The following is a 12,746-nucleotide window of genomic DNA, read 5'->3' as shown; positions in this document are numbered from 1 at the left end:
ACTCTTACCGCATCAAAGACCGCGATCTCGGGCGAGTCCCGGGATCGGCCACCGAAGAATGAACACCAAGGGGGTCAATTTTCAACCGTCGAAAGGGGGTCAATTTTCGGCCGTCGTTGACACGCCGTTGCAGTCTTGCGGTCCAGCAGCCCGCCGCCACCTGTTTGAGCACTCACATCTCACCCATCGCCATCGTCATGAACCCGTGGCCAGCGATTCTGCGTCATCACCGGGGTCTTGCCGCAAGCCCCCCTGTCAGCTATAAATTGAAAGGGGCAGGGAGATAGGCCCTTTCGGTTTCGCCGGCTAGGTTCTCGCGGGCCGCTGAGACTCGCGGCGAATGTTCGGTGACTCGAAGCGGTCGGCACGGAGCCGCTCCAGCCCGGCTGGCGCGATATCCATCTCGCCCAGACAATCGGGTACAGTTAACATGCCGGTAATCCTGCCGGCCCTCAGGGCAGATCACTCGCTGAACGTTGGGCTGCACGCCCCGCCACGATCCCGTCGCCTTCTCTGAGACTTCTCAGAGGAATTTATGCCCTCCCCCGCCCATGGCAATCCTGCTCTCGACTCGTATGAACAATGCGAGTGCAACCTTCCGGCAGCTTATTTCCCGCTTCCCGCGGGTTCCAGCGCAATCGTTTACTGCGAGGGCCAGTTCGGCGAGCAAGATGGCAAGACCGCCAATGGCCTGGTCAGGCACTCCGAGAAGTACGAAATTCTCAGTGTTATCGACAGCCTCCGGGCCGGGGGCGACGCTGGGAAGCTCCTCGACGGCACCGCGAACGGCATCCCGGTGCTGGCGTCGCTCGCCGAGGCCCTCTCGCACGCCGGCCGCGTGCCGGACTATTTGATCTGTGGGCTGGCACCTGCCGACGGCCTGCTCTCGAACGAACAGCGAATCGTGTTGCTAGACGGCATTGCCCGCGGGATGCACATCATCAACGGTTTGCACGAATTCCTGAACGACGACGCCGAGTTCGTGGCGGCAGCCGTGATCGCCGGCGTCACCATCACCGATGTGCGCCGCCCGAAAGCCAAGCGCGACCTGCATCTGTTCTCCGGTCGGATCTTCGATGTGACATGCCCCAGAATCGCGATCCTGGGCACCGACGGCGCGATCGGTAAACGCACCACCGCGACTTTGTTGGTACAGGCGCTGAACGCACACGGCATCAAAGCAGTGATGGTCGGCACCGGTCAGACGACCTTAATCCAGGGCGGTAAGTACGGGGTCGCGCTGGATGCCTTGGTCCCCCAATTCTGCTCCGGCGAGGTCGAGAATCAGGTCGTCGCCGCGTTCGAGGGCGAAGACCCCGATGTGATCGTCGTCGAGGGTCAGGGCGCACTCAGCCACCCCGCGTACATCACGTCCGCTCACATCCTGCGCGGCAGCCGCCCGGCGGGCGTGATCGTGCAGCACGCACCGAAGCGCAGAATGCTGGGCGATTTTCCCATGGTGGCAATGCCGACCGCGGCCAGCGAGATCGCCTTGATCGAGGCGTTCGCCGACACGCGTGTCATCGGGGTCACGATCAACCATGAAGAGATGACCGAAGACGAGCTGAGCAATGCGATCTCCGAACATCGATCGCAGCTCGGCCTTCCGGTCACCGACCCCCTCACGCGCCCCTCGTCTGATCTGGTTGACATGGTGCTGATGGCTTTCCCCGCGCTCGCGGTCGCCGCCCGCACGACAGCCCCGGTGTGACGCTTCGGCTGGATGCCGACCTCGACAAGATCGAGCAGAACACGCGCGCTCTGGTCGATCGTCTTGACCCACAGGGTATTCGAGTCACCGGGATCACCAAGGCTGTACTGGGCTCGCCAGGGGTCGGCGCGGCGATGTTGCGCGGCGGTGCGCGCGGTCTCGGCGATTCCCGGGTGCCGAACCTCGCACGGCTGGACGGGCTCGATCCACCACCGTCACGCACACTGATCCGCTCACCGATGCTCAGCCAGGTCGCGCAGGTAGTCGACGTTGCCGATATCAGCCTCAATACCGACGCCGTTGTGTTAGCCGCGCTCGATCAGGCTGCGTCCCAACAGAATCGGACGCATGCCATCGTGCTCATGGTCGAGCTGGGTGACCTGCGGGAGGGCATCGCGCTCGGCGATGTCTCCGAGGCCGTGCGGGTTATCCTGCGCCACTCTTCGCTGCGGCTCGCCGGGCTGGGCGCCAACCTGGCGTGTCAGAACGGCGTCATTCCCGACGACCGGAACATGGGCATTCTCACAGGACTCGTGGCCGATATCGAAACACAACATGGGATTTCGCTCGACATCGTCTCAGGCGGCAACTCGGCGAATCTGAGCTGGGCCCTGCACACCCACGACGTCGGCCGGATCGACGAGCTGCGACTCGGTGAGGCCATCCTTCTGGGTGTCGATCCGCTGTACCGGACACCGATCCCAGGCCTGCACACCGACGCCTTCACACTGACCGCAGAAGTCATCGAGGTCGCTGTGAAGCCGGCCCGACCTTGGGGCAATCGCGCTCAGGGTGCTTTCGGCGAGGTGCCGGAGCGCCACGGCAATACGGCTGTGCGCCAAGCAATCCTGGCCCTCGGTCGCCAAGATGTGGACCCCGACGGTCTGCGGCCGCCCGAAGGCGTCGCGATCCTCGGGATGAGCAGCGACCACCTGATCGTCGACCTTGCCGATCACCCGGCCGCGGTCGGCGACGAGATCGAATTCGGAGTCGGCTACGGCGCACTCGTGCGGGCGATGACGTCGCCCTTTGTCGCCAAGGTCGAGCAGTTCGGCCGGGGCTGAGGGCTCAACGTAAACCCTTGTCACGCAGCGACAATCGAGCTCTAACCGATCAGATCGCGGCCTGCGCCCGCCCGCCTGGTCAAGTAGTCGATCTGCAGGTAGATCGCGTACAGCACAAAGGGCGGCAAGATCATGAACGGCACGTTCTCCGCCAGGAACTTGAACCAGAAGCCGAACGCGCCCTGCCCGATGTCACCGAATGCGGCCCGCACTTCAGCCAGAAAGTACACGCCGGTGCTACTGAGAAGCATCGCGCATCCGGCGAAGGCGAGCCAAAGGCAGCGAATGCGCGATTCGGTCGGCAGCTCGGGCCGGATCAACCGGAGCCAGAGGACGAACAGCGTCGCGCCGGTGATGACACCGACCAGTTCCAGCCCGAAGATCCAGTTGTTGGCGCTGGTGTAACGGGTGTCGGTCAGTCCCCACTGCCACCACAGCCACTTCCAGCCCGGGTCGGCGGTGGGCGTCCAGAGGTTGAACGGATGGCCGATCAAGAAGATGGTCTCGTACCCGAGTTGGCTACCAGCGGTGTAAGGCAGGTAGATCAACGTCAGCTCGGCCGCTCGCTCCAACCGAGGACGATGCTCACCCCGACCCGTCCAGAAATAGACCAGCGGCAGCAGGATCACCGGTACGCCGAACAGTAAGTTCGCGACGACGTCGACCGTGAAGGTCGGTGGCAACACCCGCAGGCCCACTCCCGCGACCACGAGCACGAACGCAGTGCCGGTGAGGGCCGTGAGAAGCAGGTACGTCCGCCGCCGATGGGCGGCCCAGGGCCGGGACAAGTTCGGCTGGTGGTCTGACGAAGCTTGCGTGGCGACGTCCGATGTCATTGCGTCATCCCTGTTTCCGTCGTCGTTGACTTGAGCGAGACTTTCCTGCGCGCCAGGTGCAGTTCAGCGCGCTAAGCACTCGCTCAGCGTAGGACGTCGGGTGATCGATCGTTCGGTTTTGGCCGGACGCGTTCTGCTGCCGCCCTTGGGCGAGGGGTGTTATCCACGGTTTCTCTACCGTGACCCAAGCGAGCTGCGCGATCGGGTTGCATATCCGTAAGGCGGGTAACCAAACCGGTGTGAGTAATTCAGTCCGTGTCGACGACGCACCAGAGTGTGCGTACACCGGACCTGCTGACGGTGACACCGCAGCCGACTTTCGTGTGCTTCTCTGCCGCTGGCTCAACGACACCGTCGAATTGGACAGCGATCGCGGCGCAGATATCGTCCTGGCTGCTTATGAGGCGCTGGCCAACTGTGCCGAGCACGCCTACCGCGAGCATGTCGTTGCCGAAGGCGGCCTCATGACCTTGAAGATGAGGCACGACCCTGCTGAGGAAACCGTGCGAATCTGCGTCACCGATCACGGAAGTTGGATCGAACCTGACCCTGCCGCCGTCAACGCCCTCCGAGGGCGCGGGCTCATGCTGATGCGCGGCCTCGCTGATGAACTCAGCATGCAGGGCCGCAGCGACGGCACCGCGGTGTGCCTGCGTTTCAACGGGTGCCCGGCACTCGACAAAACCTGAGTCGGCGGGGTTTGCCACCGCGTCAAACTCAAAGCAGCGGAATGGCTTTCGGTCAGGGGCCGCCTTTCCAGTGGTCGATGCGGTGATGGTCGGGGGTGAAGCCGTGTTGAACGCCCCACAGGACGGCTTGGGTGCGGCTACCGGCGTTGATTTTGCGATAGATGCTGCGGATGTAGGACTTCACGGTGTTGGGGCTCAAATAGGTCAGACGGGCTACGTCAGCGTTGCTTTTTCCCTGGGTGATCAAGGCCAAGACCTCGGATTCGCGGTCACTGAGTCCCTCGGTGCGCCCCGGCCAGTCCAGGCCCAGGGCACTGCGCGCCCGCGGTGCTGGGTTGCTGATCACCAACTCCCCCGCGTGAACAGCCTCGAGGGCTGCGACGAGTTCCCTTGCCGGCAGGGTCTTCGAGAGGTAACCGTGCGCCCCGTGCTCGCGGGCGCTGGCGATCAGGTCGGGGTGAAAATTCCAGGTGTAGACCACAACACGGTGGGCGTGCGGGTTGGTGATCAGCGTGGCGATCTCGTGGTCGTCGGTCTCGGGCTGGGCGAATGAGTCGTACAGCGCAATGTCGACCGGATCTTTGACAGCCACCGAGGCGTCCAGTTCAGCAACCACAATCCGGTCGCGATAGTTGTCGAACATGTTGGCCACCCCCTTGACCACCACGTCGTAGTCGTCGACGAGAGCGACGGTGATCGGGCGCTTCATTGACGACGACATGAGGTGAATTTACCCCCTCAGGGGTGTAGTGGGACCCCCCTAAAGGGTGTTGCATCGAGTCATGCGCCGAACAGGTTCGACGCCCTGACGAGAGGTAAATGAGATGACAAGTACTTTGGCGGTAACCGAGCTGTTGGCCCGCTCCAGCACCGTGACAAGCGTCGGCTGGATCGGATACATCATCATCGGCGCTCTGGCGGGCTGGCTGGCATCCATGATCATGAAGACCAGAGAAGGTCTGCTGCTCGACATCGTGATCGGTGTGGTCGGCGCACTGGTCGGCGGTTTTCTACTGAGCTTCGTGGTCGACACCGCCAGCGGCGGTTGGTGGTTCACCTTGTTCACGGCGACCTTCGGAGCGGTGATCCTGCTGGCGCTCGTGCGTGTGGCGCGCCGCACCTGAGTTCACCTGGGTCGAGCGGGTCCGGTCGAGAGAGTCTGACTCTCGAGGCCGGGCCCGCGAACCATGGGACCGCCCTCAGTGGCTCCTAGTTGCCGGACGGCAGGAGCTTCCCAGCACCCGGGGCGCCGCCCTGGTGCAGCACCGAAAACGGCCCTTGATGCAAGACGGAGAAGGGCCCCTGGCTGTGCCCGCGGGCGTGCGGCACGGTTGGCGGCGGCGTAAATGTCCCGTGGGCGTACGCGATCCCCGCGGACCCGAACATCAGCGCGGCACCGCTGGCCAAGGCCGCCGCGGTCAACACGCTCACCTTGCGGATAGCGGATGCGACTGTAGTCGGCGAATCCCGACGCTGGGCTCTCCCGTTTGTCATCGTTTGCGTACTTTACCGAAACCCGTCCAGAGAGTGAACCACCGAAATCGGTGACACGAGAACGTTTCGCAGCCCGCCTCGGCTAGGCAGCGGCTTCACGCGCTACCTTGCCGGCACGGTCGGCATGACCGGTGTGCCTGGCCAGCACCCGAGCGGCGAGATGTTTTTGGCAATGGCCGAGTTGATGCAGTTCTGCACAACCACATTCGGGTCGTTGCTGATTGAGCGGGAGATTATCTCGTTGGCCTTGGCTTGAGCCTCCGCGGTCTTCTGCGCCTCGGCGGCGATGGACGTCTGCGCCCGCTGTTGGTTGAGCTGGTTGATCTTGTCCTCGGTGCCATGGTCGTAGCTGATCGTGGGCACGTTGACGTCGATGATCTCCACCTGTGTGTCGACTTCACCGCGCAGGATGTTGGTTGCTTTCTTGGCGAGCTCGGGCAGCGGTGAGCGGTCCAGGTTTTGCGGTGCCAACGGATCGTACGAAGCGAACACTTCGTTCAACGCCACGGCAAGGTTCCGTTCGACCAGGTTGACGCGCACGTTGTCGAACGTCTTGTACTGCTGGTAGAGCTCAGGTGCTGCGCCCTGCTTCAGCTGCCAGCGGATCGACACATCAGCTTTGGCGGTCGACGAGTTTCCCAGCCGAATCAGAATCTGGTCGTTGCCCACGTATTTGTCGATTTGGATCGCACCGTCCATCTCGTGCGTGATCGTCCACGGCATCTTGGCATGCAGCCCGTTGTTCAGCGCGACACCGGTCGGCCGGCCGAAGCTGGTCTGAATCGCGATCTGCCGGGTGCCGACAATTGTGAAACAGCCGAGAAGCAGGAACATGACGCCGATGCCGAAAATCACTGCCGCGACTCCAGTTCCGCGGAATCGCCTGACTTTACGTTCTCCCTCGCGGGGCGCGATAACGAACGACGCGATAGTGGACCCGCCGAAGATGAGCGCCGCGATCACGGTTGCGAAAAGGAACAGGATCATTTGCCACGACATCAGTTGGGGTTCCTTTTGATCGTTGTTTTGCTGCGGTGGTGCGTCGCTCCGAATCTGGCCAGTGTCATGGTGACAGAAATCGGCCGGCAAGAGTTGCAGGTTGGACGTTCGACCTCGAGTCGGAACAGACTCGTTGACCGCACATCGGTTCCCCGCCGTCCGCCTGTTGTCATCGGCCCGATGCCGCAGCGAGCCTAGCGGTACCGCGAGAAACCCTGTCCCACTGCGCGTCTGGTAGCGGCGTCAGGCGAGCGGGTAGATCACCGATCCGGAGGAAGGCTTCGGCCTTGACCTTCTTCCCCTACTGAATCGGCTCGTCACCGAGGACGGTGGTGCGCAGCATCTCGCGTTGAGACTTGGGGTCGTACGGAGCGGCACGATGCAGCACGCCCTGGTTATCCCAGATCACGGTGTCGCCTACAGACCACGAATGGCTGTAGACCTTGTCCGGCAACGTGGCTCGCTCTAGGAGCTCCTCGAGCAACGCCCGACCCTGATCGACGTCCATGCCGACGACGTAGTCGGCGGAGGCACCGAGCACCAATGACTTTCGCCCGCTTCGATGGGTCCAGACCAACGGGTGCTCGTGAGTACGCCGCGCACGCCAGCGCGCTACCTGCTCGGGCGTGGGATCGGGGTGCACCCGACGCTGGGATGCCTCTAACGAGTGCACGACCCGCAATGCCCCGAACCGCTCCTTCTCACACTCGGTGAGGGCGTCGTGTGCCGCGTAGGAGTTGGCGAATTCGGTTTCACCGCCCCACTCGGCGACCTGGACCGCGGAGAGCACAGTGGCCTTTTGCGGGCATTCCTCGCCCAGCGGCGTGCAACCGTCGATGTGCCAGTCGAAGGTCGCTTTCAGGTAGGCGGCCGAGGCGTTCTTGGACTTGTCCAACGTGATCGGGTAGATGCCTGCGACGGGATGGTGCCCATCGGATGAATGATCGATTTCCCCGAGGCGCCGGCAGAATTCGACTTGCGCCTCCGGATCAAGACGCAGGCCGCGGAACACCAGAACACCGTTGCGCTCCAACGCATCCAGTAAGGCCGCGCCGACCGAGTCGTCCTCTCCCAACCCGACCGGGTCGAGACCGATGACCTCGGCACCGACGGACTCGGTGAGTTTGGTGATGGTGAGCAGGCTCATGGTTGCTCCTTGTCGGAAGCCAAGCGGTTGATCACGGGATTGGTTCGCCGGTGCGGATCATCACCGCGTCGGCGGCATCGACCGGAGCGGGTTGGTGCATGATCTCCACGGCCATGGCGACCATGATCAACGAGTAGATCAGCTGCAGTAGATGCAAGACGTCGTCGGGCAAGTCATCGAGGGGAAATTTGTCGCAGTATTCGATCGCTTCTTCCAGACGGGGGAAGAATGCGTCGTAGAAGTCGTGAAGGTCCGGCATCGAGGCGTTGACGCGTGCATTCCAGCGCTCGGTTTCAGTTGCCAAACACCATCTTTGGGCAAAGCTCTCGAATTCGGCGAAGGCGCTGGGTAGCAGTGTCTCTTGCATGGTCACACTCCCGCCGGAGCGCGTTCACGTCGATAGGCCTCCACCCAATCGACGACCACCTTGTGCAGGTGGCGGACCAGGATTTCCTGGTCGTTGAGCGGAAACTCGTCGACGATGCCGTATTCCAGGGCGGCCTGCGTGCCGCCGAGCATTCCCGCATCCTGCAAGGCGAATTCTTTGAGCACCACCGATGCGACTTCGTGCTCGATGCGCTCCCGCACGCTGCGAGCCGGATGGAAGTACGTGAAGGCCTCAAATCGGTGCGTGTTACGGGAGGTCGGCCAATAGCGGTAAAGCAGGTACCACCCGCCGTAGATGAGGATTTCGGTGTTGGGAAAGATCTGGAAATTGCTGATACCCCAGGGTTCGATGCCACCGGGGTTGAGGCCTGCAGGGAGTTCCCCGATATCGGGGGTGCGCCACGGCCCGACCAGTCCGCTGCGAGTGGCTCGCTCGATCGGATACATGTACTCGGGCGGCAGCAGCCATCGGCGCCGGCCCGCAGTGGACACCAGTCTGTGAGGTCCGTCGAGTTGAAAGTGGCCGCAGGTGAATCCGGCGTTGGGGTCGCGCACTTCGGCAGGGATCTGCTGTGAGTGCAGAGACGGGACGTGGTAGTACTCCTGGAAGGCGTCGGCAAAGATCTTCCAGTTGCTGTTGTTGTGCGCCACCCACTCGTATCGCTCGGTCAGCTTGCCGAATGGGTAGTCATCGAGACCGGTGATCATGGGGCCGAGGAATTCACGAAGGCTCTGTCGGGGCTCGGGGTCGAAGTTGATGAAAACAAAGCCATTCCACACCTCGCACGGCACGGGCCGCAGGCCGTAGTCGGCGGGATCGAGGTCGAAGAACTCCGACTGCTGCTGGACAAACGTGAGCGCACCCTGCAGGTCGTACCGCCAACCGTGGTATTTGCAAGTGAACTGACGGCAGGTGCCGCGAGTCTCGTCACCCGGAAAGTCGTTCCACACCAACTTGTTTCCACGGTGCCTGCAGACGTTGTAGAAGGCCCGGATCTGATCGTCTTTGCCCTTGACCACAATCACCGAGATACCGACGACCTCGATTTCCTTGGTCAGGTAACTGCCGGCGCGGGGCAGCTCCTCGATCCGTGCGACATTGAGCCACGCCTTCTTGAAGATCGCCTCGCGCTCGAGGTTGTAGAACTCTTCGGATGTCGAGTCTTCGAAGGAGACCGGCCCGGTTCCCAATTCGGGGTAGTGCTCGGTCCACGATCCCTCGGCGGGTCTTCCCGTTCGTGTCATCGAAACCTCTTGTCCTTCATCGTTTTCACATCACCGCTCCGCCGTTGACGCCGAGAGTTTGGCCGGTGATGTAGCGCGCCTCTTCCGAGCACAGGAATCCCACTGCCGCCGCGATGTCTGCTCCGGTACCCAGGTAACCCAGCGGAATGCTGCTGGCCATCTGCTCGTTGGACGGGAGGTATCCGGCGGCCTGACCCGCGTGCTGCATCGGCGTCTCGATGCCCGACGGCGGAATGTTGTTGACGGTGATGCCGTGTTCGGCGTACTCGCGGGCTAGTGACTTGGTCAGCGTCATCACCGCCCCTTTGGATGCCGCGTAGTGGGCCGCAAACGGGGATCCTCGCTGGGCACTGGACGAAGAGATCATCACGATCCGACCCCATTGCGCGTGCACCATATCCGGCAATGCGACCTGGCAACAATGAAAGGTTCCGGTCAGATTGACATCGATGATGCGCGTCCAGACTTCGATGCTGATGTCTGCGAACGGCGAGAAGTCGAACATGCCGGCGCTGGTCACGAGAACCGAGACCGGGCCCAGCTCCCCGCGCACCTTGGCAAACGCATGTTCCACCGCTGCGCGATCGGTCACGTCGACGCCAAGTCCGAGAGCCGTGACGCCTTGAGCGCGTAGATCATCAGTGACGCGTTGCGCGGCAGTCTCGTTGAGATCGAGGATGGCTACCTTCAGTCCTCGCCGGCCCAATTCATGGCACGTTGCCTCACCTATACCCGAGGCACCGCCGGTCACCACCGCCACCTTGTTCATTTCAGGGGCTCCCCTGCGGTCATTGTCTCCGCCGCTCACTCATATTCGACCCGCAGCGTGCAGCTGGTGGGCAGAGCCTGACACGTCAGGACCCAGCCCTCCTTCACCTCGTCTTCGTCGAGCGCATCGTTGTTGAGCATCCGGGCACTTCCCTCGGTGATACGTGCCATACACGTGGCGCACGAACCGGTTTCACAGGACGACGGCGCATTGAGACCTGCCATGCGAGCCGTCTGCAAGATCGTGTCACCGACCGCGTACCGCGCTGTCGTCTTGCGCTTGTCCAGCACAATGACGATCTCCTCGGGCACCGACACGACCGTGTCGATACCTGACAACCGACCAGCAGTCGCCGCCGCGCGTTCGTCACTCATCCATGCGAGAGTATCAACTACTTGCGACTGATCTCAAGTACTAGATACTCACAGCGACAGATGCGGGTCAGCCCTCGACGTGGTCGGTGAACAGCTCGTGCCCGGTACCCTTTTCGACCACGCGCCCCAGCAATTCGCGCAGCGTCTGCTGCTCATCGTCGGTGAGCACACCGAACACCTCTTGATGCGCCGAAATCGCATCGCTGACAACCGTTTCGGCGACTTTGCCGCCGGCGTCGGTCAGAGATGCCCGCAGGATGCGCGCGTGTTGGGGGTCCTGTGTGCGTTCAACGAGGCCTCGCCGCGCGAGCGCCGTGAGGGCAAGCTGGACGCCTTGGGGGCTGATCAGAAGCCGCCTGGCCAGCTCGGCTCCGGAGAGACCGGGTTCGTTGGCGAGTTGGCGCAGCACACCGATCTGGGCGGTACTGACCCCATGCACCTTCATCGCGTCGTTGATGGTGGTCAGCGAGTAATAGAAGGCCTGCTTGAGTAGCCAGAGGATGTTGTCGGTGAGTTCCAGACCTGCCTGCGCGCCCACGGTCTGCGGGCTCTGTTCGCGTGAGCGCTGATCAGCCACGGCTCGACGTTATCGCACGTCGCGGCCCAGGGTGTGGCCTCGCCGCGCGGCGATGCAGCCTGTTCACGCGGCAGGGGCCTTGAAGATCTGCCCGTCTTTCATCACGAACCGGACATCGAGAGTGGCGGCGATGTCGGCAAACGGATCGCCCGGTACGGCGATGATGTCGGCGAGATAGCCCGGCGCCAACTGTCCCAGCTCGTCGGCGGCCTCGACGAGTTCGGCGGCCACCATCGTGGCGGCCTTGATCGCTTGTGCCGGCGTCATGCCGCGATCCACCAACGCGCCAAGCTCTTTGGCATTCTGGCCGTGCGGGATCGCCGGTGCGTCTGTGCCACAGGCGATCCGGACACCGGCCGCAATTGCCTTCGGCAGCATGGCCTTCGCCTGCGGGAAGACCTCGAGAGCTTTCTTGCGCAGCTCTGGCGCGATGCGGTCGATGGCCATGGCTTCGGTGAGATAGGTGGTCGACACGAGGAACGTGCCATGGTCGACCATCATCTGGATGGTGTCGTCGCTGGCGAGGAAACCATGTTCGATGCAATCGATTCCGGCGCGGATGCAGGCCCGGATCGCACTGTCCCCGACCGCGTGCGCGGCCACTCGCACACCCGCCCTATGCGCCTCGTCAGCGATCGCGGCGAACTCGGCATCGGAATACTGCTGCGCACCCGGAGCTGTGCTGTGCGACATCACACCACCGGATGCCGACACCTTGATCAGCTTGGCCCCGTGGCGAACCTGGTATCGCACACAGGCGATCACGTCGGGCACACCGTTGGCGATGCCTTCGCCAACGGAGAGCGGCATGATGCCCGGAGCCATCCGCTGAAAGACGGTCGGGTCGAGATGCCCGCCGTAGGGGGTGACGGCATGGCCGGCGGGATGAATTCGCGGCCCGACGTGCCAGCCCTGATCGATGGCGCGCTGCAACGCAACGTCCAGGAGGTAGCCGCCGGTCTTCACCATCAGGCCGAGATTGCGCACCGTGGTGAACCCGGCCTCCAACGTGGTGCGCGCATTCACCGCACCGCGCAATGTCCGGTAAGCGGGATCATCCTGGACGCCGTGCATCGGCGACGGCAGGCCTTCCGGTCCGCCAGGGCCCCCGATGAGCAAGTTCAGCTCCATGTCCATCAGACCCGGCAGCAGCGTGACGTCACCCAGATCCACAACCTTCGCCGAATCCGGTAGAGGCTCTGCGGGATTGATCGCGGAGATGCGGGCTCCGTCGATCACCACCACTGCCGGTGTGCGGATCTTGCCCGCCGCGACGTCAGCCCATCGCGCCGCCCGCAGAACGGTGACGTCGCTCACGGAACAGGCTCGTAGACGCAGTCCAAGGTCGAGGCACCTGAATCGGGGACCCGCGGCTGTTTCCAACACTCGACCGGAAACGACACCATGATCATCGAGTAGAGCAGGTGCATCAGATTTTGGACGTCGTCGGGTAG

14 protein-coding genes and 1 pseudogene are annotated in these 12,746 nt (G+C 62.9%); 4 read left to right on the top strand and 11 right to left on the bottom strand.

The genetic code is table 11. The annotated features are described in order from the left end of the window. The first annotated feature begins 535 nt into the window (after positions 1–535). Positions 536–1,711 carry a DUF1611 domain-containing protein gene (locus tag CYU59_RS28755; RefSeq protein ID WP_293010537.1) on the top strand — a complete coding sequence of 392 codons (1,176 nt, stop codon included), beginning with the start codon at positions 536–538 and terminating at the stop codon, positions 1,709–1,711. Continuing rightward, on the top strand, positions 1,708–2,775 hold the full coding sequence (locus tag CYU59_RS28750; protein WP_293010535.1) for an alanine/ornithine racemase family PLP-dependent enzyme: 1,068 nt from the start codon (positions 1,708–1,710) through the stop codon (positions 2,773–2,775). The genes CYU59_RS28755 and CYU59_RS28750 overlap by 4 nt, the downstream gene beginning before the upstream one ends. Positions 2,776–2,816: 41 nt before the next feature. Here CYU59_RS28750 and CYU59_RS28745 read toward each other — a convergent pair whose 3' ends face one another. Next, the gene (locus CYU59_RS28745; protein ID WP_293010533.1) at positions 2,817–3,611 is read right to left on the bottom strand and encodes an emopamil-binding protein; all 795 of its coding nucleotides are present in this window, start codon (positions 3,609–3,611) and stop codon (positions 2,817–2,819) included. A gap of 239 nt (positions 3,612–3,850) precedes the next feature. Between CYU59_RS28745 and CYU59_RS28740 the strand changes: the two genes are divergently transcribed. After that, complete coding sequence (locus CYU59_RS28740) at positions 3,851–4,300, top strand: ATP-binding protein (protein WP_293010531.1); 450 nt, start codon at positions 3,851–3,853, stop codon at positions 4,298–4,300. Between the two features lie 52 nt (positions 4,301–4,352). On the opposite strand, the gene CYU59_RS28735 is transcribed toward CYU59_RS28740, so the two are convergent. After that, positions 4,353–5,021 carry a response regulator transcription factor gene (locus CYU59_RS28735; RefSeq protein ID WP_293010529.1) on the bottom strand — a complete coding sequence of 223 codons (669 nt, stop codon included), beginning with the start codon at positions 5,019–5,021 and terminating at the stop codon, positions 4,353–4,355. Positions 5,022–5,124: 103 nt separating this feature from the next. Here CYU59_RS28735 and CYU59_RS28730 point away from each other — a divergent pair, with 103 nt between their 5' ends. Beyond that, entirely contained in the window at positions 5,125–5,424 is a 300-nt protein-coding gene (locus tag CYU59_RS28730; RefSeq protein ID WP_293010526.1) for a GlsB/YeaQ/YmgE family stress response membrane protein, read from the top strand. Positions 5,425–5,509: 85 nt separating this feature from the next. Here the strand turns inward: CYU59_RS28730 and CYU59_RS28725 are convergent, their stop codons facing one another. From CYU59_RS28725 to CYU59_RS28685, 9 genes and pseudogenes are all read right to left on the bottom strand, one after another. Beyond that, positions 5,510–5,731: a hypothetical protein gene (locus CYU59_RS28725; RefSeq protein ID WP_293010524.1), complete on the bottom strand. Its 222-nt coding sequence runs from the start codon at positions 5,729–5,731 to the stop codon at positions 5,510–5,512. Between the two features lie 165 nt (positions 5,732–5,896). Beyond that, positions 5,897–6,628 carry an SPFH domain-containing protein gene (locus CYU59_RS28720; RefSeq protein ID WP_363115565.1) on the bottom strand — a complete coding sequence of 244 codons (732 nt, stop codon included), beginning with the start codon at positions 6,626–6,628 and terminating at the stop codon, positions 5,897–5,899. Between the two features lie 466 nt (positions 6,629–7,094). After that, positions 7,095–7,940: a TauD/TfdA family dioxygenase gene (locus tag CYU59_RS28715; protein ID WP_293010522.1), complete on the bottom strand. Its 846-nt coding sequence runs from the start codon at positions 7,938–7,940 to the stop codon at positions 7,095–7,097. A gap of 31 nt (positions 7,941–7,971) precedes the next feature. Beyond that, complete coding sequence (locus CYU59_RS28710) at positions 7,972–8,313, bottom strand: hypothetical protein (RefSeq protein WP_293010520.1); 342 nt, start codon at positions 8,311–8,313, stop codon at positions 7,972–7,974. Then, complete coding sequence (locus tag CYU59_RS28705) at positions 8,310–9,572, bottom strand: aromatic ring-hydroxylating dioxygenase subunit alpha (protein WP_293010518.1); 1,263 nt, start codon at positions 9,570–9,572, stop codon at positions 8,310–8,312. Before CYU59_RS28705 ends, CYU59_RS28710 begins: the two co-directional genes overlap by 4 nt. A 25-nt stretch (positions 9,573–9,597) precedes the next feature. After that, complete coding sequence (locus CYU59_RS28700) at positions 9,598–10,341, bottom strand: SDR family NAD(P)-dependent oxidoreductase (RefSeq protein WP_293010516.1); 744 nt, start codon at positions 10,339–10,341, stop codon at positions 9,598–9,600. Between the two features lie 35 nt (positions 10,342–10,376). Further along, positions 10,377–10,649 (bottom strand): annotated as a pseudogene (locus CYU59_RS28695) (2Fe-2S iron-sulfur cluster binding domain-containing protein); the annotation flags it as partial. A 133-nt stretch (positions 10,650–10,782) separates the two neighbouring features. Further along, positions 10,783–11,235, bottom strand: a complete 453-nt coding sequence (locus CYU59_RS28690; RefSeq protein WP_293010539.1) for a MarR family transcriptional regulator — start codon at positions 11,233–11,235, stop codon at positions 10,783–10,785. Between the two features lie 120 nt (positions 11,236–11,355). Next, the gene (locus CYU59_RS28685; RefSeq protein WP_293010514.1) at positions 11,356–12,609 is read right to left on the bottom strand and encodes an amidohydrolase family protein; all 1,254 of its coding nucleotides are present in this window, start codon (positions 12,607–12,609) and stop codon (positions 11,356–11,358) included. Positions 12,610–12,746: the final 137 nt, after the last annotated feature.

Source organism: Mycobacterium sp. (assembly GCF_002863225.1).
Lineage (GTDB): Bacteria > Actinomycetota > Actinomycetes > Mycobacteriales > Mycobacteriaceae > Mycobacterium.
This window is presented reverse-complemented; position numbering and strand designations above follow the sequence as displayed.

Coding starts and splice junctions, on each gene's coding strand:
- CYU59_RS28715 (WP_293010522.1), bottom strand. CDS start 7,940: ATGAGCCTGCTCACCATCACCAAACTCACCGAGTCCGTCGGTGCCGAG.
- CYU59_RS28755 (WP_293010537.1), top strand. CDS start 536: ATGCCCTCCCCCGCCCATGGCAATCCTGCTCTCGACTCGTATGAACAA.
- CYU59_RS28705 (WP_293010518.1), bottom strand. CDS start 9,572: ATGACACGAACGGGAAGACCCGCCGAGGGATCGTGGACCGAGCACTAC.
- CYU59_RS28720 (WP_363115565.1), bottom strand. CDS start 6,628: ATGTTCCTGCTTCTCGGCTGTTTCACAATTGTCGGCACCCGGCAGATC.
- CYU59_RS28735 (WP_293010529.1), bottom strand. CDS start 5,021: ATGTCGTCGTCAATGAAGCGCCCGATCACCGTCGCTCTCGTCGACGAC.
- CYU59_RS28745 (WP_293010533.1), bottom strand. CDS start 3,611: ATGACATCGGACGTCGCCACGCAAGCTTCGTCAGACCACCAGCCGAAC.
- CYU59_RS28700 (WP_293010516.1), bottom strand. CDS start 10,341: ATGAACAAGGTGGCGGTGGTGACCGGCGGTGCCTCGGGTATAGGTGAG.
- CYU59_RS28730 (WP_293010526.1), top strand. CDS start 5,125: ATGACAAGTACTTTGGCGGTAACCGAGCTGTTGGCCCGCTCCAGCACC.